This is a genomic window from Thiogranum longum (assembly GCF_004339085.1).
GTDB classification, from domain to species: domain Bacteria; phylum Pseudomonadota; class Gammaproteobacteria; order DSM-19610; family DSM-19610; genus Thiogranum; species Thiogranum longum.
The window spans coordinates 1,558,816-1,576,961 of the sequence record NZ_SMFX01000001.1 but is presented as its reverse complement, the minus strand read 5'-3'; the positions used below and the strand labels follow the sequence as shown (position 1 = coordinate 1,576,961).

At 55.4% G+C, this 18,146-nt stretch carries 20 protein-coding genes; 2 read left to right on the top strand and 18 right to left on the bottom strand.

Features of this window, described 5'->3' with window-relative positions:
• Positions 1-209: 209 nt before the first annotated feature.
• The 15 genes from DFR30_RS07840 to DFR30_RS07770 all read right to left on the bottom strand — a co-directional run bounded on the left by DFR30_RS07840 (position 210) and on the right by DFR30_RS07770 (position 12,649).
• Positions 210-977: a TatD family hydrolase gene (locus DFR30_RS07840; RefSeq protein WP_132972129.1), complete on the bottom strand. Its 768-nt coding sequence runs from the start codon at positions 975-977 to the stop codon at positions 210-212.
• Between the two features lie 50 nt (positions 978-1,027).
• Positions 1,028-1,381 (bottom strand): PilZ domain-containing protein, encoded by a 354-nt coding sequence (locus DFR30_RS07835; protein ID WP_132974416.1) that lies wholly within the window; start codon positions 1,379-1,381, stop codon positions 1,028-1,030.
• 9 nt (positions 1,382-1,390) lie between these two features.
• Positions 1,391-2,398, bottom strand: a complete 1,008-nt coding sequence (locus DFR30_RS07830; RefSeq protein WP_132972128.1) for a DNA polymerase III subunit delta' — start codon at positions 2,396-2,398, stop codon at positions 1,391-1,393.
• Positions 2,395-3,063 carry a dTMP kinase gene (tmk, locus tag DFR30_RS07825; RefSeq protein WP_243640699.1) on the bottom strand — a complete coding sequence of 223 codons (669 nt, stop codon included), beginning with the start codon at positions 3,061-3,063 and terminating at the stop codon, positions 2,395-2,397. Before tmk ends, DFR30_RS07830 begins: the two co-directional genes overlap by 4 nt.
• 4 nt (positions 3,064-3,067) lie before the next feature.
• The gene (gene mltG / locus DFR30_RS07820; protein ID WP_243640698.1) at positions 3,068-4,108 is read right to left on the bottom strand and encodes an endolytic transglycosylase MltG; all 1,041 of its coding nucleotides are present in this window, start codon (positions 4,106-4,108) and stop codon (positions 3,068-3,070) included.
• Entirely contained in the window at positions 4,105-4,947 is an 843-nt protein-coding gene (gene pabC, locus DFR30_RS07815) for an aminodeoxychorismate lyase (protein WP_132972126.1), read from the bottom strand. Before pabC ends, mltG begins: the two co-directional genes overlap by 4 nt.
• On the bottom strand, positions 4,947-6,317 hold the full coding sequence (locus DFR30_RS07810; RefSeq protein ID WP_132974414.1) for an aminodeoxychorismate synthase component I: 1,371 nt from the start codon (positions 6,315-6,317) through the stop codon (positions 4,947-4,949). Before DFR30_RS07810 ends, pabC begins: the two co-directional genes overlap by 1 nt.
• A 24-nt stretch (positions 6,318-6,341) precedes the next feature.
• Positions 6,342-7,583, bottom strand: coding sequence for a beta-ketoacyl-ACP synthase II (gene fabF / locus DFR30_RS07805; RefSeq protein WP_132972125.1), 1,242 nt, complete (start codon positions 7,581-7,583; stop codon positions 6,342-6,344).
• A gap of 101 nt (positions 7,584-7,684) precedes the next feature.
• A complete protein-coding gene (gene acpP / locus DFR30_RS07800) occupies positions 7,685-7,921 on the bottom strand; it encodes an acyl carrier protein (protein ID WP_132972124.1) in 237 nt (78 codons plus the stop codon).
• Positions 7,922-8,123: 202 nt separating this feature from the next.
• Positions 8,124-8,870 (bottom strand): 3-oxoacyl-ACP reductase FabG, encoded by a 747-nt coding sequence (gene fabG / locus DFR30_RS07795; protein ID WP_132972123.1) that lies wholly within the window; start codon positions 8,868-8,870, stop codon positions 8,124-8,126.
• Between the two features lie 18 nt (positions 8,871-8,888).
• Positions 8,889-9,842 (bottom strand): ACP S-malonyltransferase, encoded by a 954-nt coding sequence (gene fabD, locus DFR30_RS07790; RefSeq protein ID WP_132972122.1) that lies wholly within the window; start codon positions 9,840-9,842, stop codon positions 8,889-8,891.
• Positions 9,843-9,855: 13 nt separating this feature from the next.
• Positions 9,856-10,824, bottom strand: a complete 969-nt coding sequence (locus DFR30_RS07785; protein WP_132972121.1) for a beta-ketoacyl-ACP synthase III — start codon at positions 10,822-10,824, stop codon at positions 9,856-9,858.
• Positions 10,821-11,849: a phosphate acyltransferase PlsX gene (gene plsX, locus DFR30_RS07780; RefSeq protein WP_132972120.1), complete on the bottom strand. Its 1,029-nt coding sequence runs from the start codon at positions 11,847-11,849 to the stop codon at positions 10,821-10,823. The genes DFR30_RS07785 and plsX overlap by 4 nt, the downstream gene beginning before the upstream one ends.
• Positions 11,850-11,935: 86 nt before the next feature.
• Complete coding sequence (rpmF, locus tag DFR30_RS07775) at positions 11,936-12,115, bottom strand: 50S ribosomal protein L32 (protein WP_132972119.1); 180 nt, start codon at positions 12,113-12,115, stop codon at positions 11,936-11,938.
• A 30-nt stretch (positions 12,116-12,145) separates the two neighbouring features.
• A complete protein-coding gene (locus DFR30_RS07770) occupies positions 12,146-12,649 on the bottom strand; it encodes a YceD family protein (RefSeq protein WP_132972118.1) in 504 nt (167 codons plus the stop codon).
• A gap of 219 nt (positions 12,650-12,868) precedes the next feature.
• Between DFR30_RS07770 and DFR30_RS07765 the strand changes: the two genes are divergently transcribed.
• Both DFR30_RS07765 and oadA read left to right on the top strand, forming a co-directional pair.
• Entirely contained in the window at positions 12,869-14,287 is a 1,419-nt protein-coding gene (locus DFR30_RS07765) for an acetyl-CoA carboxylase biotin carboxylase subunit (RefSeq protein ID WP_132974413.1), read from the top strand.
• Between the two features lie 7 nt (positions 14,288-14,294).
• Complete coding sequence (oadA, locus tag DFR30_RS07760) at positions 14,295-16,106, top strand: sodium-extruding oxaloacetate decarboxylase subunit alpha (protein WP_132972117.1); 1,812 nt, start codon at positions 14,295-14,297, stop codon at positions 16,104-16,106.
• A gap of 62 nt (positions 16,107-16,168) precedes the next feature.
• Here the strand turns inward: oadA and serS are convergent, their stop codons facing one another.
• Genes serS through crcB form a run of 3 tightly spaced genes read right to left on the bottom strand, consistent with a single transcriptional unit; the run spans position 16,169 to position 18,145 of the window.
• On the bottom strand, positions 16,169-17,455 hold the full coding sequence (gene serS / locus DFR30_RS07755; protein WP_132972116.1) for a serine--tRNA ligase: 1,287 nt from the start codon (positions 17,453-17,455) through the stop codon (positions 16,169-16,171).
• A 13-nt stretch (positions 17,456-17,468) separates the two neighbouring features.
• Entirely contained in the window at positions 17,469-17,774 is a 306-nt protein-coding gene (locus tag DFR30_RS07750; RefSeq protein ID WP_132972115.1) for a DUF190 domain-containing protein, read from the bottom strand.
• Positions 17,771-18,145, bottom strand: a complete 375-nt coding sequence (gene crcB, locus DFR30_RS07745) for a fluoride efflux transporter CrcB (protein ID WP_132972114.1) — start codon at positions 18,143-18,145, stop codon at positions 17,771-17,773. Before crcB ends, DFR30_RS07750 begins: the two co-directional genes overlap by 4 nt.
• Between the last annotated feature and the right edge of the window lies 1 nt (position 18,146).

The following is an 18,146-nucleotide window of genomic DNA, read 5'->3' as shown; positions in this document are numbered from 1 at the left end:
ACCGTCCTGGCGCCCTTGTCTTTGAATTTTTTGTATTAAAACCGGGCGTCCGGGCCCGTGCAGAAAGCGCTACTACTCAGAATTCTGTGTCCTGGTTCTTGTAATAACGACCAACACTGCCGGAGCTTTACATTTTGTGACCGAGCACTCAGGTCACAACATCAGGTTATCTTAATGTGATTTATAGATACATTAATTATCTTTTTGTTTTATCTGTTTATAAACAGGTTTTCAAAATTTCGGGTCGTAGTCTGCGCCAGATCATCAAATGATTCGCCCCTTAGCTCGGCGAGATATTCGGCCACGTACCGAACATAGGCCGGGCGGTTACTTTTTCCGCGTTTCGGCACCGGTGCCAGGTAAGGGGCATCTGTCTCCACCAGCATTCGATCAGCTGGAACCTGTTTCGCCACCGCTTTAAGTTCGATGGCATTTTTGAAAGTAACGATGCCTGAAAACGAGATATGGAAATTCAGATTCATAGCGGCCCTGGCCATTTCCCAGTCTTCGGTAAAGCAATGCAGTACACCACCGGTTTCCTGTGCATTCTCTTCTTTGAGTATACGCAAGGTATCTTTCTTTGCCGCGCGGGTATGCACGATAAGTGGCTTGTTGACAGCACGCGCCGCACGAATATGGCGGCGGAAACGTTCGCGTTGCCAGCCCGTATCACCCTCGATACGATAATAATCGAGACCGGTTTCGCCAATGGCGACAATGCGCGCGTTATCGGCAAGTGCAACCAGCCGGTTCTCATCGGGGTCCTCACCCTCCTCGCCATCCGGGTGTACGCCGACCGATGCCAGAATCTGTGGATGCGGCGCAATCAGTTCCATCATTGCGGGAAAACGTTCCAGGCTGACCGACACGCACAGCATTTGTTGCACATCGGCATCGCGTGCTTCTGCAAGCACGTTATCGAGCGTTTCGTCTTCCAGTTGCAGTAAATCGAGGTGGCAGTGAGAATCAACCAGCATGTCGGTGGTCCTGGTAAATCGGGAATACAGCCGGAACCGGCTGCTTCATGTTACATGGTATGCGTGGGACGATCAGCCGTCAGTGCGCCAGCCAGGTAGGTTTCGATTTTCTTCTGGGCAGAACCATCATCGTTATCACTGAACTGGACCCCTATACCGGCTGCACGGGCTCCCTGTGCGCCTTTAGGCGTAATCCATATGATCTTGCCTGCCACGGGTATCTTTTCCGGCTCATCCATGAGTGTCAGCAACATAAACACCTCGTCGCCGAGCTGATAGGTTTTATTCGTAGGAATGAACAGACCCCCGTTCTTGACGAAAGGCATGTAGGCGGCATAAAGCGCGCTCTTGTCCTTGATTGTCAGGGAGAGGATGCCCTGTCGGGCTCCGCCACCGGGATTCATTGCCATAATTTACCTGCTACCTTGCATGACATTATTTTGACGGCCAGTCGGCATCGCCGCCCAGCGGATCAGTAGATCTTCAAGCATCAACTGGCGGTTAAGGCCTGAACCCAGTGCATTCCGTGCACTATCTATGCGATCCATGAATGCATAGAGATTTTGACAGTCTACCGACTCTGTAATGGTGTGCAACTTCTGCGCCATATTTACTGCACCGTTATCGGCCGGCACAAACTGTGCCCGAATCAACCACTGCAACCACTGGCGCCATCCCGCAAGTCGCAGCGCCAGTTCGTCGCCCTGCCACTCACTGGCGACGGTCAGGGGATCGAGACGGCCCTCGCCGACCGCCTGTAATTGCTGCAGGCTGTCGTTGAGTAAAGCCTCAGCCCCTTCCTGGTGTAAAACCAGTGCGTACAATGGGCCACCTCCTGCCAGTAACAGGCTGTCCACGGCCGCTTCGCCCTCGAGGTTGTGTGCAGCCAGCCAGCCCAGTGCCTGTTGTTGTGAGGGTAGAGGAACCTGTATTTTCTGGCAACGACTGCGCACTGTGGGTATCAGGCGCCCGGGTGCTGCAGTGCCGAGTATGAGCAGCGTGTTGGCAGTAGGTTCCTCCAGTGTTTTCAGCAGACTGTTTGCGGCATTCATATTCATGGCCTCTGCGGGCCGGACAATGGCAACCTTGTAGCGACCGCCATGACTGGTAATACCCAGTCCTGCAGACAGGGCGCGCACCTGGTCAACCTTGATGGCCTTGCCCGCCTCTTCCGGCTCCAGCAGCAAAAGGTCCGGGTGCGTTCCTGCAGCCAGCCAGCCACACGCCGCACATTGCCCGCAAGGCTCGCCCTGCTCATTCGGTGACTCGCACAGCAACGCATGAGCAATACGCTCCGCCAGATGTTTCTTGCCAACGCCTTCGCTGCCGGACAGTAACAGGGCATGAGGCAGGCGGGACTGCTGGCGCGCCCGGTTGATCTGTTGCCAGACGGGCGCCAGCCAGGGCATGGCAGGCGTCACCTTGTCTGCTCCCCGGTATGCTTGTCACGTGTCGCAAGCAGTTCTTCAACCAATGTATCGAGCTGGCGCTGAACGTCATCCAGTTTTTGCGCTGCGTCTATGACACGGAATCTTCGAGGATACTGCTTCGCCCGTTGCAAATAGGTATCACGTACCGAGGTGAAAAAAGAAGTTTGCTCCTGCTCAAAACGATCCAGCGCACCACGTTTTCCGGCACGCGCCAGGCCGGTTTCGACCGGCAGGTCGAACAGGATGGTCATGTCCGGCTCAAAACCCTGCTGAACCCAGGCTTCCAGCTCGGCAATACGCTGCATGTCTATGCCCCGCCCACCGCCCTGGTAGGCGTAGGTAGCGTCGGTAAAGCGGTCGCAAAGCACCCATTCCCCGGCCTGTAGTGCCGGCAGGATAACCTCGTTGAGATGTTGTGCGCGGGCTGCGAACATCAACAACAGTTCGGTATCTGCGTGAACGGCTTGGTGGGACGGATCAAGCAGCAACTCACGAATCCGCTCGCCCAGTACGGTACCACCCGGTTCTCGTGTCACTCGCAAGGTAATACCGGCGGCTTCAAGCTGACTGGCAAAATAGGTCGCATTGGTCGACTTGCCGGCGCCTTCGCCACCTTCGAGGGTAATGAAACGGCCAATATCTGTCTGAGTATTCACGGGGTCAGCGTCTTTTTCTCTGGTACTTGTCCACAGCTCGATTATGGGCGCCAAGCGTTGCAGAAAACTGGTGGCTGCCATCTCCACGCGCCACAAAGTACAGGCTGTCGCCGGGCGCAGGGTGCAGAACGGCATGAATGGCTTCCTTGCCGGGCATGGCAATGGGTGTTGGCGGCAATCCTGCACGGGTGTAGGTGTTATACGGCGTATCCTTGCGCAAGTCACGAAAGCGGATATCACCGTCGAACTGCTCGCCAATGCCGTAGATAACCGTTGGATCTGTTTGCAGGCGCATACCCTTTCTGAGCCGACGGATAAAAACACCGGCAATTTGAGGGCGTTCAGAGGCAAGCCCGGTTTCCTTTTCGACGATAGATGCCAGAATCAATGCTTCATAGGGTGTTTTCAGAGGCAGGTCTGCTTCGCGCTTCATCCACTCTGCATCAAGCAAGGTTTCCATATCGCGAAATGCGCGCCGCAGAACATCGACATCACGGGTACTGCGCGGGTAGTGGTAGGTTTCCGGTAAAAAGCGGCCTTCAGGATGCAGCCCGGGGTAGCCGATGGCTTGCATGACAGTGGCCCCGTCATGGTCCGCCAGCGTCTGTTCAAGTGCCGGTGCTTCGCTTACGCGAAGCATCATTTCGCGAAACGTTTCACCTTCGATGAGGGTTAATGCGTATTGCAGTACCTGTCCTTCAGTAAGTTGCTGTAACAGCTTGTCTGGTGTTATGCCGGGGGACAGTGCATATTCACCCGCCTTGATTTTCCCGTCGACGTTCTGCCAGCGCGCGAGCATCACAAGATATAAAGGCCGTTCGAGCACACCACGTTCACGCAATTCCGCAGCGACCGTCCTTAAAGAACTGCCTGGTTTTATTACCAGGGAGATTGGCTCGGCACCTGTCGCCAGGGGCGTGCTACGAAAACTGTCGAAATCCATGGCAAGCCAGGCGCCGGCAAAGCTGGCCAGCACCAGCAGCAAACCTGTCAGCCGGAACAGGCGGTCACTCAATCGTGGTCTGGCGGAATTTTCTTGTGTCACTTCGCGTACCAGGTGTTGTTATTGTGATCAGTGTGATTTTGCACAAGCGTTTGCAGGTTGCATGTCACCGGGCCGACGGGATATTCACCAAGGCCGTCTATCGCTGTCACGGGCCAGATGCCGATCAGGCTGTTGCAGACAAACAGTTCGCTGGCCTGTTGTACATCCTGTCGTGAAAGTGCGCAGATTTCAAGTGGCCGTGAGGCCTGTGCTGCAACATCAATGATGACAGACCGCATCACCCCGGCCACACCGCAGTTATCCAGTTGCGGCGTATACAACACACCGTTACTGACGACGAACAGGTTACTCATGGTGCCTTCGATAATGTGCCCCCCGGTATCGCACAGCAGCCCCTCGCGAATGTCGTCATCCTGCCACTCCCTGCGCGCCAGTACCTGCTCGAGACGGTTCAGATGCTTTAACCCGGCCAGGTGCGGCTGGATTGCGAGCTGCATCCGGCAAAGCCGGACCCGTATTCCCTGCTCACCAGGTACTCCACGCCATTCCGGGAGGTCCGAAAGACATAATATACGCCGCACAGCAGGTTTATCAGCCGCATATCCGCGCTGGCCTGAGCCGCGTGTCAGCATGAGTTTCAGCACGCCCGCCGGCTTGTCTGCAGTGAAGGCAATGACTTCACTGCGCAGCGCAGACCAGTCGACCGCCGGGAACCCCAGTCGTTCACAACCGGCCGCCAGTCGTGTGAAATGGCGCTCCGGGAACTGAATGCCTCCATCGCGCACGGCAAAGGTTTCAAACAAACCGTCTCCATACTGCAGTCCACGGTCAGAGACCGGGATCGAGCTTGTCGGTTCACCATCGACAAGACAGCGCATTATGCCTGGCCTTGTTCCAGCGCATGCATGATGGCACGTGCCTTGGCACGCGTTTCCTGCAGCTCATGATGAGGGTCAGAGTCGGCAACGATTCCGGCACCCGCCCGGAACGTGAGTTCTCCCCCGCTGCGCACCAGCGTACGAATCAGAATATTGAGATCAAGGCTGCCATCACGGTTCAGGTAGCCCATCGAGCCGGTATAGGCGCCGCGCCCTGTATCTTCCAGTGCAGCGATAATTTCCATACAGTGCACCTTGGGGCAGCCGGTAATGGTACCACCGGGGAAAACGGCCCGAATCACATCTCCCGGCGTAGTGTCCGGGCGAACCTCTGCCTGCACATTGGACACAATGTGATGAACGCTCGCATAGGACTCCAGTACCATCAGTTCACTGACCTCGACACTGCCGGGTATTGCGATGCGACCAAGATCGTTTCGTTCCAGGTCGATCAGCATAATGTGCTCGGCACGCTCCTTGGGGTGGGCCATCAGTTCTCGTGACAGTGCTGCATCCCGTTGTTCATCACCGGCACGCGGGCGCGTACCGGCAATGGGTCGGGTCTGTACCTGGCCATCATGCACTTCGACCAGTCGCTCAGGCGAAGAACTCATTACAGCGTTAGCGCCGAATGTGGCAAGTCCGTTAAATGGCCCCGGGTTTGCTGTACGCAGGCGACGGTACAGTTGTGCTGTTTCGGTGTGTGGAGGCCATTCACCCTTCCAGGCCCGCGACAGGTTGACCTGGAAAACATCTCCTTCACGGATATAGTCCAGCACACGCTCGACTGCCTCAAGATAGTGTTCATCCGGATCTTCGTACAATTTGACAACTGGATATCCGTTCCGGACTGCCCGGGATGGTACCTGGTCCAGATCAGCAAGCATCGTAGCCAGCAGCGGGTATTGTTCGGAGACCAGTACTGACTGATTACTGGCATGATCAAAGATAATGGCGGCAGGAAAACGTGTTGCACATGCAACAGGCAACTCGCTGTCATCGCGTGGAAGCTGGAGTCGCGGCTCAATCTGTCCTGCGAGCTCATAAGCCAGATACAGGAACCAGCCACCATGGAATGGCAACTCCATAGCCTGTCCACCTTTACCGGCTACCCGCTCTTTTTGCCATGCGGTATCCAGTGCTGCGAGAAAATCAAAATCGTCAGGCTCACGAAGTTCGATGGATTCTCCGGGAAAGGCAAACAAAATATCATAGCGCTCCCGCTGACCAGATGCCGCACTCTCCAGCAGGTGTGGGTAACGTTCGGGGAAAGCTTCGTGTAATGCGAGTAAATCCGGGTTGTGGCTCAGAGTGCGACAATGGATATCAGCAGCGAGTTCATCCACAGGATGAGCGTTGTCAGGTTTCATCGGCATGAAAAACCGTCAACCGGTTCACTGCAATTTCGCGAAAGCCAGTGTTCCGTTGGTGCCACCAAACCCGAACGAGTTGGAAATGGCGACATCGATTTTCATTTCACGGGCTTCGTTAGGAACAAAATCGAGATCGCATTCCGGATCTGGCGTGAACTGGTTAATGGTAGGAGGGGCAATCTGGTCACGTATCGCAAGCACGGAAAATACGGCCTCGATACCACCTGCCGCACCCAGCAGATGTCCTGTCATGGATTTTGTTGAGCTGACTGCTACGTGCCTGGCATGGTCACCAAACGCCAGCTTGATTGCGCTGACTTCGGCTACATCACCAGCCGGCGTGGATGTTCCGTGTGCGTTGATGTAATCAACGGCCTCAGGGTTGAGTCCTGCATCACGCATCGCGTTACGCATACAGCGTGAGGCGCCTTCTCCGTTCGGTGATGGCTGGGTCATGTGGTAGGCGTCGCCACTCATTCCGTAACCCACGACCTCGGCATAAATGTTCGCACCACGCGCGCGGGCATGCTCGTACTCTTCCAGCATCAGTACGCCTGCGCCATCGCCAAGCACGAAGCCGTCGCGGTCGCGGTCCCAGGGGCGGCTGGCGGCCTGAGGGTCATCATTACGCGTCGATAATGCCTTGGCTGCTGCGAACCCGCCCAGACCGGTATGCGTAGTGGCCATTTCAGCGCCTCCCGCCAGCATGGCGTCGGCGTCTCCGTAGGCGATAATGCGCGCCGCCTCACCAATACTGTGTGTTCCGGTCGAGCATGCCGTCACCATGGCAATGTTTGGTCCTTTCAGGTTCAGATGGATTGAAAGGTTGCCTGAGATCATATTGATGATGTTCGATGACACGAAAAACGGTGATATTTTGCGCGGGCCGCCGGCCAGATAGGCGTCGTAGTTTTTTTCAATACCGGGAAGACCACCGATACCGGAGCCCATCGAGACACCGACACGTTCCGTATTGGCCTCGGTCACTTCCAGCCCTGAGTCCCGTATTGCCTGAATCCCCGCTGCCACACCGTAATGAATAAAGGTGTCCATCTTGCGGGCATCTTTCTTCGACACGTATTCCGTGATATCGAAGTTCTGGACACTGCCGCCGAAACGCACCGGGAATGCGGATACATCAAAGGACGTTATCGGGCGAATCCCGCTTTTGCCCGAGATGATGTTTTCCCAGGTATCCGAGACGGTTGAACCGACAGGCGTGACAGCACCCAGACCTGTAACCACTACACGGCGTTCAGACACTGTGCGTTACCCCAGTCCATTGAAAAAATACGGTGTCAAAATGACCAGAACGCCGGCACCCTTGCGGATGACCAGCGTTCTGTACATGAAAACGGCTGTGATTAACCGAGGTGGGCGCTGACGTAATCAATCGCTTGCTGAACAGTGCCGATCTTCTCTGCCTCGTCATCAGGGATTTCACACTCGAACTCTTCTTCAAGCGCCATAACCAGTTCCACGGTATCAAGGGAATCCGCGCCCAGGTCATCTACAAATGACGCTTCATTGGTGACAGAATCCTCGCTGACATCCAATTGCTCGACGACTATCTTTTTGACGCGTTCTTCAACATTACTCATCGCTGAAAGTTCCTCAGTTAATTTATAATCAGTCCTGACTGCGCGCGTATTTTAGTGAAAAGGTCATAGTCACGCCAGTCATCCAGTAATCATTAATTTATCGCTGAAAGTTGCTTGTTCCGGAAACTTTCGAGCGATAAATTATGAATAATAATAATCATGTTTTACAGATAGTTACAATATATATCTAAACCTTGTCTTATCAAGGCATATACATCCCGCCGTTGACGTGCAGGGTTTCTCCGGTGATATAGCCGGCCTGCGATGACGCCAGGAACGCCACTGTGGAGGCAATATCCTCGACATCACCGAGGCGCGCCAGGGGTATCTGGCCGATCAGCATCTTGCGTTGTTCTTCGGGAAGCGCACGCGTCATGTCAGTATCGATAAAGCCCGGCGCAACGGCATTGACGGTAATCGCGCGCGACCCGACCTCACGAGCGAGTGACTTGGTGAAGCCGAGTATGCCGGCCTTTGCCGCTGAATAGTTGGCCTGCCCCGGGTTACCCGTTGAACCTACGACAGATGCGATATTAATGATCCGCCCATGCTTTGCCTTCATCATGCCGCGTAAAACGGCCTTGCTGAGACGAAAAACCGAAGTCAGGTTGGTGTTGATAACATCGTCCCATTCTTCATCTTTCATCCGCATGAGCAGGTTGTCACGAGTGATGCCGGCATTGTTCACCAGGATGGTCGGTGTACTACCGAATTTCTCCTTGATAGCGGCCATGACTGCATTAATTGACCCGGCATCGGTAACGTTCAGCGCAAGACCCAGGCCGCTAACACCCTGTTCATCGAAGTCCGCCTGAATGGCAGCCGCGCCTTTATCCGTAGTTGCGGTACCGACAATCCTTGCACCCTGCTTGCCGAGTGTACGTGCAATCGCCTGACCTATCCCGCGGCTTGCACCGGTGACCAGCGCAATCTGTTCTTGAAACGACATACTTCTGCTCCCTCGTAATCAGCTGATTGAGGCGATCGCCTTGTCCAGATCATCTGCATCCTGGACCGGTATCGCAGTCAGTGTTTTTTCAATACGTTTGGTCAGCCCGGCCAGTACCTTGCCAGGACCGGCTTCCACCAGCGTGTCGGCGCCTTTTGCCTGCATGCCGCGCACACAATCAACCCAGCGCACCGGCCGGTACAGTTGTGCCGCAAGAGCGTCCCGGATGGTGGCCGGATCAGCGTGTGATGCCGCATCAACGTTATGAATTACGGGTATCGATGGCGACTGTATATCAATGGCAGACAGCTGCAACGCAAGTTGTCCGGCAGCGGGCTGCATGAGACTGCAATGGGACGGAACCGATACAGGCAATGGCAATGCACGCTTGGCGCCGGCAGCTTTGGCAAGCGCCATGGCGCGTTCAACGGCACTTGCGTTGCCGGCAATCACCACCTGTCCCGGGGAATTATAATTCACTGCACTGACGACCTCGCCTTGTGCAGCTTCGGCACATACGGCCTCGACCTGCGCATCCTCAAGACCAAGAATTGCCGCCATCGCTCCGACACCGGCCGGCACAGCGTTCTGCATGTATTCGCCACGCTTTTCGACCAGCGAAACCGCATCACTGAACGCCATTGCGCCGGCGCATACCAGCGCGGTGTATTCCCCCAGGCTATGCCCCGCCATCTGCGCGGGAAGTGCATCGGTTTTTGCCTGCCAGCAGCGCCAGGTTGCGACACCGGCTGTCAACATCGCCGGCTGCGTACAGGCTGTCTGGTTCAAGGCTTCCGCCGGCCCGTTCTGAACCCGTTCCCAGAGATCGTAGCCGAGCACTGTTGAAGCCTCGGCAAAAGTATCGCCCACCTGCGGGTAAACCTCTGCCAGCGCGGAAAGCATGCCAACCGATTGTGAACCCTGCCCCGGGAATACCATGGCAAGCGTTGAGCGTGTATTTGAATGAGGCATGGTTCGAAAAAAATCAGAATTTGAGGAGGATTGAACCCCAGGTGAAACCGCCGCCGAAAGCTTCCATCAGCAAGGTTTCACCGGGCTTGATACGGCCGTCGCGTACCGCCACGTCGAGCGCAAGCGGTACCGAAGCACTTGAGGTGTTACCGTGTTCATCAACAGTAACGACCACGTGATCCATGGACATGCCGAGTTTCTTTGCTGTTGCCTGGATAATGCGGATATTTGCCTGGTGGGGGATCAGCCAGTCGATGTCTGATTTCTCCAGGTTATTGGCTTCCAGCGTCTCGTCAACAATACGCCCAAGTGTATTCACAGCAACCTTGAAGACTTCGTTACCCTTCATGGTTACATAGCCATTACCGTCCTTGAGGCTGTCATAACCCTGGCTGACCCCGCCGGGCACGGTCAGCAGATGCTCATAGGCACCATCAGCATGAAGGTGTGTCGAAAGGATGCCGGGCTCTTCACTGGCTTCCAGAATCACGGCGCCTGCACCATCACCAAACAGCACACAGGTACTGCGATCAGTCCAGTCCAGTACACGGGAAAGCGTTTCAGCACCGACTATCAGTGCGCATTTGGCCGCACCGGTTCGAATAAACTTGTCCGCCACACCCAGTGCGTAGACAAACCCTGTGCATACCGCCTGGATATCAAAAGCAGCGCAACCATGTCGGTCCAGTCGCTTCTGCAGCAGGCAGGCCGTACTTGGAAACACGCGATCTGCAGTGGTGGTTGCGACAATAATCAGGTCGATATCCTGGGCATCGCGTCCTGCGGCTTCAAGTGCGCGCCGTGCCGCATGCTCGGCGAGATCAACGGTATTCTGACCCTCGACGGCGACGTGGCGCTTGCTGATGCCGGTTCGTTCGCGTATCCACTGGTCGGTGGTATCAACGATTTTTTCAAGGTCCTTGTTGGTCAGTACCTTGTCAGGAAGATAACCACCCGTTCCTGTAATCCGTGCGTACATCAGCCCGCCTGCCTGTTGGATAAAATAATCTGAAGCCGGGATTTGATGCGCTCCGGCACGTTTTGCTCGACAACTTCGGCCGCGACATTGATAGCATTGCTGAAGGCCAGTATATCCGCCCCGCCATGGCTCTTGATGACTGAACCGCGCAAGCCAAGCAGGCTGGCCCCATTATAACGCCGTGGATCGATCTGCCGACGAAAGGCTTTCAGTACCGGCAAGGCAAACAGGGCAGCAATGCGCGTGAGTATATTACGGGTAAATTCTTTCTTGATGAAGTGGGCGATCATTTTTGCGACACCTTCACTGGTCTTCAGCGCGATGTTGCCAACGAAACCATCGCACACCACCACATCCACATCCCCACAGTACACATCTGTTCCTTCGACAAAACCGACATAGTTCAAGTCACCGGAAGACAGCAGGTTGGCAGCTTCCTTGACGGTTTCATTGCCCTTCATTTCTTCCTCACCGACATTGAGCAGGCCAACGCGTGGTGTTTCAGTATGGTCCAGTGCACTGGCCAGCACAGAACCCATCAGGGCAAACTGGAACAGCTGTTCAGGGGTACTGTCGATATTGGCACCCAGGTCCAGCATCCAGGTGTGACCGTGCATGGACGGCAATGAAGTGCAAATTGCAGGACGATCGATACCCGGCAAGGTTTTCAGGACGTAGCGCGCCGTCGCCATCAGGGCGCCGGTGTTGCCGGCACTGACACAGGCCTGTGCATGTCCTTCCTTGACCATGTTGATTGCAACGCGCATGGAAGAGTCTTTCTTGAAACGCAGGGCATGGGAAGCCAGTTCATCCATTTCGACGTGTTGTGAGGCGTGACGAATTTTCAGACCTGGATGTTCTGTCAGTCCCAGACCTGCAAGCGAATGCTTGATGACAGCTTCGTCACCGACCAGCAGCAATTCGATGTCGTTACGCTTTTCCAGCACGGACTTCGCGGCCGGCAACACGACATCAACACCGTGGTCCCCACCCATAACATCCAGCGCGATAGTAATTTTTTCAGTCATGCACTAAAAAACACACGCTGCCCCCGTTGGGCGGGAAGCAGCGTGTCCTGTAGTAGTAACGAATACCCGGTGACCCGCAACGCGGATCAGTCAAGGTCTTTATTAACAACCTTGCGACCGCGGTAATAACCGTCGGGACTGACGTGATGGCGCAGATGGGTTTCGCCCGTAGTCTGCTCGACAGACAGCGCCGCGCCCTTCAGGCTGTCGTGCGAACGGCGCATGCCACGCCGGGAAGGGGTCTTGCGGCTCTTTTGTACTGCCATGGGTCTATCTCCTGCTTGCTAAAGCGTCTTTCAGCGTTTCAGTTTTTCCAGTATCGCAAAAGGATTATCCTTTTCCGGCACCGGCTTGTTCACGTGGTCTGTCTGTGCCTGGCATTGCTCCAGCCCTTCGTGTATCGGGATGGACGGTATAGCCAGTAATACCTCGTCTTCGATCACATCAAAGGTTCTCAGCGGATTACCGGTCACCAGCATCGGCTCGTAACCTTCCGGCAATTGAACAGTCTCGTCGTCACTATTAATAATGCCGAGTCTGAAGCCAAGATCCAGCGGGAAGCTCAGCGTATCAAGACAGCGCTGGCAAACCAGGCTGACCTCACCCTTGATCCTGCCCTTCAAAGTCCGGATGCGCCGTTCGTCGATATTGAACTCCAGTTCAACGTCAAGCTCACCTTGCTTCGATGCCAGTAGTGGCGCCAGCCGATTCAATTGATCCACTGGCACAACACCGCGAAAGGAGCGCCCTACATCGGCAAGCCCCATGGGCTCAATTTGCTCCGGAAGACGATCCAACATAAGCGCGCAATGATACTCGCTGGGTGGCGCCAGTGTCAAAGGTAAATGATTGAAAAACCGACATGTTAGGCAAGCCGGGACTGTTGCCGGTATAGTTGACACAGACACCGGTTTTACGTAGAAAAACAAGCTCTTTGGCGCATTTCATCATCATTGGCCGGAAATGCCGCTATGCTCAGGGAAGCGCAGGTCAACGCGCGCAGAGAAAACGGGGGACGCTTGATCAGGAAAATCCTTATCGCCAACCGGGGTGAAATCGCCGTCCGTATCGTGCGTGCGTGCCAGGAAGCGAATATCGAATCGGTGGCGATTTATGCTGAACCGGACCGTCACGCCCTGCACGTTAAAAAAGCCGCCGAGGCCTATTCTGTCGGCCAGGACCCGTTGGCCGGTTACCTGAATGCCCATCGTATCGTCAATCTCGCGGTCTCGACCGGCTGTGACGCCTTGCACCCGGGTTACGGTTTTCTGTCCGAGAATCCTCAGCTGGCACACATCTGTGAACGCCGCGGCATCCGCTTCATCGGACCCCCGGCCGAAGTAATCCGTCGCATGGGCAACAAGATCGAGGCAAGGCGCCTGATGCAATCAGCCGGCGTGCCGGTGGTGCCAGGCAGCGAGGAAAACCTGACAGGCATCGATGAAGCCATCACACTGGCCAGCAAGATGGGTTACCCCGTCATGCTCAAGGCCACCTCGGGCGGTGGCGGGCGAGGTATCCGCCGCTGTAACCATGAAGCCGAGCTGCGCAAGAATTACGATCGCGTACTCTCGGAAGCCACCAAGGCCTTCGGTAGTGCTGATATTTTTCTGGAAAAGTGTGTCGACCGACCACGCCATATCGAAGTTCAGATACTGGCTGACAACCATGGCAATACCATTCACCTTTTCGAACGTGACTGCTCCATTCAGCGTCGCCACCAGAAACTGATCGAAATCGCACCCTCACCCCAGCTTGATGATGAACAGCGCGAAAAACTGGGACAGTGGGCTATCAAGGCAGCCGAAGCGGCCGGCTATGTGAATGCCGGCACTGTTGAATTCCTGATGACCGAAGACGGGGATTTCTATTTCATGGAGATGAACACCCGGCTGCAGGTCGAACATACCGTGACCGAGAGTATTACCGGCGTGGATATCGTCGGTGAACAGATCCGTATTGCCGATGGCCAGCCGCTACGTTTTGCCCAGTCGGAAATCCAGCGACGCGGGTATGCCATGCAGTTCCGTATCAACGCGGAAGATCCAAAGAACGATTTCCTGCCCAGCTTCGGGCGCATCACCCGTTACTTTGCGCCGGGCGGGCCGGGCGTGCGCACCGATGCTGCCATGTACAGTGGCTATACTATCCCGCCCTACTACGACTCCATGTGTGCCAAGATCACCGTGTGGGCGCTGGAGTGGGATGAACTCATTAACCGTGCCCGACGCGCCCTGCACGATACCGGTGTGTACGGTGTAAAGACTACCATCCCCTACTATCTTGCCGTACTGGATGCGGAGGAATTCCGCGCGGCCTGTTTCAATACCAGCTTTGTCGAAGATCACCCGGAACTGGTCAACTACAAGGCCAGTCGCCCGACCCGTGAACTGGCCGCCGTGATTGCCGCGACCATCGCCAACAACGCAGGATACTGATAACACCATGAGCAAAGTCAATATCACCGATGTCATTCTGCGTGATGCCCACCAGTCACTGATCGCCACCCGCATGCGCACCGAAGACATGCTGCCGGTGTGTGAACGGCTGGACCGCATTGGTTACTGGTCGCTGGAAGTCTGGGGCGGAGCCACTTTTGATGCCTGTATCCGCTACCTGAAGGAAGACCCCTGGGAACGCCTGCGAAAGTTACGTGGTGCACTGCCAAGAACACAACTGCAAATGTTGCTTCGTGGCCAGAACCTGCTTGGTTACCGCCACTATTCCGATGATGTCGTACGCGCATTTATTGAGCGCGCAGCAGACAATGGCATCGATGTCTTCCGTATTTTTGATGCACTGAATGATATACGTAACATGGAAACGTCGATTTCTGCAGTACGTGCCGCGGAAAAGCATGCGCAGGGCGCTATCTGCTATACCACCAGCCCGGTACACGGCATTGAGCAGTTTGTCACCCAGGCCCGGCAACTCGAAGAGCTGGGGTGTAACAGCATTGTCGTCAAGGATATGGCCGGTCTGCTCACGCCAATGACGACGGCGGAACTGTTTGGCGCATTAACCTCTACCGTTTCCCTGCCGGTGCACCTGCACATGCACGCCACAGCAGGCGTTGCAGAAATGTGTCACCTGAAAGCCATTGAAAATGGTTGTCGCCACATCGATACCGCTATATCCGCCTTCTCCGGTGGCGCGTCACACCCACCCACTGAAAGCATGGTTGCCGCATTGAGCGATAGCCAATGGGAGACAGGGCTGGACCTTAAAGCTCTGCAGGAGATTGGTTTCTATTTTCGTGAGGTACGCAAAAAATACCACCAGTTCGAGAGTGAAATGACCGGTCTGGATACACGTGTTCAGGTTTACCAGGTACCGGGCGGCATGATCTCCAACCTGCACACACAATTACGTGAACAGGGTTCACTGAATCGCATTGAAGAGGTACTGCAGGAAATACCCCGCGTGCGGAAGGATCTTGGCTATCCGCCACTTGTCACGCCAACCTCACAAATCGTTGGCGCGCAGGCCGTATTGAATGTATTGACCGGCGAGCGCTACAAAACCATCAGCAATGAAGTAAAACTTTACCTTCAGGGACGCTATGGCCGTGCACCCGGGAAAGTCAATTCAATGGTTCGGCAGCAGGCCATTGGCAACGAGGATGTTATTGATATACGCCCCGCTGATCTGCTTGACGATGAAATGGATGAACTGCGTGAAGAAACCAACGACATCACGCACAGTGAGGAAGATGTTCTGACCTACGCCATGTTCCCCGATATCGGCCGCGAGTTCCTCACAGAACGCAATGCCGATATCCTGGTACCGGAACCACTTGAACCGATCGGCAATGGCCAGGGATCACAACCAAAACCTACCGAGTTCAACGTTACCCTGCACGGCGAAACCTACCATATACAGATCACCGGAACAGGGCACCCCGGACAGCAGGATCGGCCATTCTACATGACGGTAGACGGTGTACCCGAGGAGGTACTGGTCGAAACACTTTCCGAGCTGGAAACCCAGGATACCGACACCACATCCATCAAGGGCAGCAGGCGCCGCCCTGCCACCAACCCGGGAGACGTTGCCACATCCATGCCCGGAACCGTAATCGATGTCCTGGTGAATGTTGGCGACAAGGTTTCAGCCGGCGACCCGGTATTGATAACCGAAGCAATGAAAATGGAGACAGAAATCCAGGCTCCTGTTTCAGGCACTGTAAACAAGGTTCTGGTTGCCAAAGGCGACAGCGTAAACCCGGATGAAGCACTGATTGAGATCAGCGCCTGAAGGTTTATTTCGTTTATTTCTTCAACAAGCGTTTACAATTGAGACGGGTTACGTTTACCCGATTAGCGGGCGCTATCGACAGTCAACAAGTCTGTATGCATATAAGGCTGCAGCACTTCGGGAATTGCCACGGAACCATCCGCCTTCTGGTAATTTTCCAGCACAGCCACCAGTGTGCGCCCGACAGCAAGTCCTGAACCGTTAATGGTATGCACCAGTTCCGGCTTCCCGGTTTCCGGATTGCGCCAGCGGGCTTTCATGCGGCGTGCCTGGAACGCCTCGAAATTACTGCATGAGGAAATCTCGCGGTAGGCCTGCTGACCGGGAAGCCAGACTTCCAGGTCGTAAGTCTTCGCTGCAGAAAAACCGATATCACCGCTGCACAGGTTTACCACGCGATAAGGCAAAACGAGTTTTTGCAGGATGGTTTCTGCATGCCCGGTCAGTTCCTCAAGTGCCGCATAGGAATCTCCCGGGCGAACAATCTGCACCATTTCGACTTTTTCGAACTGGTGTTGCCGTATCAGTCCGCGGGTATCCTTGCCGTAGGAACCGGCTTCGGAACGGAAGCACGGGGTGTGGGCAGTCATGCGCAGAGGCATGTCATCGGCTTCCACGATCTCGTCGCGTACCAGGTTGGTCAGCGGAACCTCGGCAGTCGGAATCAGGTAAAACGGGTCGTCGCCGCGGGTGGCGAACAGGTCTTCCTCGAACTTCGGTAACTGCCCTGTCCCGCGCAAGCTGTCTGCGTTGACAAGATAGGGTACATAACATTCCTGGTAGCCATGCTCACCGATATGCGTGTCCAGCATGAACTGGGTCAGTGCGCGATGCAGGCGCGCGAGCGGTCCTCGTAACACCGCAAAGCGAGAGCCGGACAGTTTGACGGCGGCATCGAATTCCATACCGTGCAGGCCTTCGCCGATATCGACATGGTCTTTCACCTCGAAATCAAATACCGGTTGCTCTCCCCAACGACGGACTTCAAGGTTGTCCTCCTCGCTATTCCCCACCGGTACAGACGCGTGCGGAATATTTGGTATGGACATTAATATGGCATCCAGCGCCTTTTGAACCTCTTCCAGTTCGCGTCTGGCGGCGTCGAGTTGTTCACCCAGTCCGGCGACTTCGTCCAGCATCGGCTGGATATCCTCGCCGGCAGCCTTGGCCTTGCCGATGGCCTTTGAGCGGCTGTTGCGTTCGGCCTGCAGGGATTCGGTTTTTACCTGGATGGCCTTGCGGCGCGTTTCCAGGTCTTCGATAGCCGCCGTATCGAGGCTAAAACCACGCTGTTTGAGTTGTTCGGCAACACCGGCAAGGTCGCTTCGGAAAAGTTTGGGATCCAGCATGAGAGTCTCTTGTTCAGTCGTTCATTTCAGCCTGCCAGCGAACGATGTGTCCGGCGCCAACGAGGTCTTTGACATGATCCAGAATACGCTCGGTCTTTTCCGGCGTATCAAAGAATTCTACTGTTACCGGCAGATCCAGTGACAGATCGACCAGTGATGCAGTGTGCAGGCGACCACTTCCGCCAAAGCCACTGACGGCGCGGAACACGGTCACGCCGCGCACCTTCTCTTCGTCATGAAGCCGCTTCAGTAATGGCTCCAGTGTCTTGTCTGCCTCGGTGAGGTAGACACGCACGAAAATCACAGTTTCCCAGTTCATAGCTGCCTCGCTAACATAACGCCAAGTGCGGCGGCTGCCACGCACAGCACCACACTGGCCAGGGTGTTGACCAGGGCGCGGACATATTGCCCGCCTTCCATGAGTATCAGTGTCTCGATGGAAAAGGTCGAGAAAGTGGTAAAGGCGCCCAGCAAGCCGATCAACAGGAAGGCACGCATGCCGGCGCTTTCCAGCGAACGCTCCAGCAACCAGATGTACAGGAATCCCATTAACAGGCTGCCCAGAATATTCACGGCCAGTGTGCCATAGGGGAAGCCGCGCCCCGCCATAGCGTAAACCCCGGTAGACACCCAGTATCGTAATACAGCACCGAGTGCGCCGCCTCCGGCAATGGCAAGTACCTGACTCATG

Excerpts from the sequence above, each read along its gene's own strand:
- fabD (WP_132972122.1), bottom strand. The coding sequence starts at position 9,842 with ATGCCTCATTCAAATACACGCTCAACGCTTGCCATGGTATTCCCGGGG.
- DFR30_RS07835 (WP_132974416.1), bottom strand. The coding sequence starts at position 1,381 with ATGAATCCCGGTGGCGGAGCCCGACAGGGCATCCTCTCCCTGACAATC.
- crcB (WP_132972114.1), bottom strand. The coding sequence starts at position 18,145 with ATGAGTCAGGTACTTGCCATTGCCGGAGGCGGCGCACTCGGTGCTGTA.
- fabG (WP_132972123.1), bottom strand. The coding sequence starts at position 8,870 with ATGTCGTTTCAAGAACAGATTGCGCTGGTCACCGGTGCAAGCCGCGGG.
- DFR30_RS07770 (WP_132972118.1), bottom strand. The coding sequence starts at position 12,649 with ATGTTGGATCGTCTTCCGGAGCAAATTGAGCCCATGGGGCTTGCCGAT.
- DFR30_RS07810 (WP_132974414.1), bottom strand. The coding sequence starts at position 6,317 with ATGAAACCTGACAACGCTCATCCTGTGGATGAACTCGCTGCTGATATC.
- serS (WP_132972116.1), bottom strand. The coding sequence starts at position 17,455 with ATGCTGGATCCCAAACTTTTCCGAAGCGACCTTGCCGGTGTTGCCGAA.
- DFR30_RS07750 (WP_132972115.1), bottom strand. The coding sequence starts at position 17,774 with ATGAACTGGGAAACTGTGATTTTCGTGCGTGTCTACCTCACCGAGGCA.
- oadA (WP_132972117.1), top strand. The coding sequence starts at position 14,295 with ATGAGCAAAGTCAATATCACCGATGTCATTCTGCGTGATGCCCACCAG.
- DFR30_RS07840 (WP_132972129.1), bottom strand. The coding sequence starts at position 977 with ATGCTGGTTGATTCTCACTGCCACCTCGATTTACTGCAACTGGAAGAC.
- plsX (WP_132972120.1), bottom strand. The coding sequence starts at position 11,849 with ATGACTGAAAAAATTACTATCGCGCTGGATGTTATGGGTGGGGACCAC.
- pabC (WP_132972126.1), bottom strand. The coding sequence starts at position 4,947 with ATGCGCTGTCTTGTCGATGGTGAACCGACAAGCTCGATCCCGGTCTCT.
- rpmF (WP_132972119.1), bottom strand. The coding sequence starts at position 12,115 with ATGGCAGTACAAAAGAGCCGCAAGACCCCTTCCCGGCGTGGCATGCGC.
- acpP (WP_132972124.1), bottom strand. The coding sequence starts at position 7,921 with ATGAGTAATGTTGAAGAACGCGTCAAAAAGATAGTCGTCGAGCAATTG.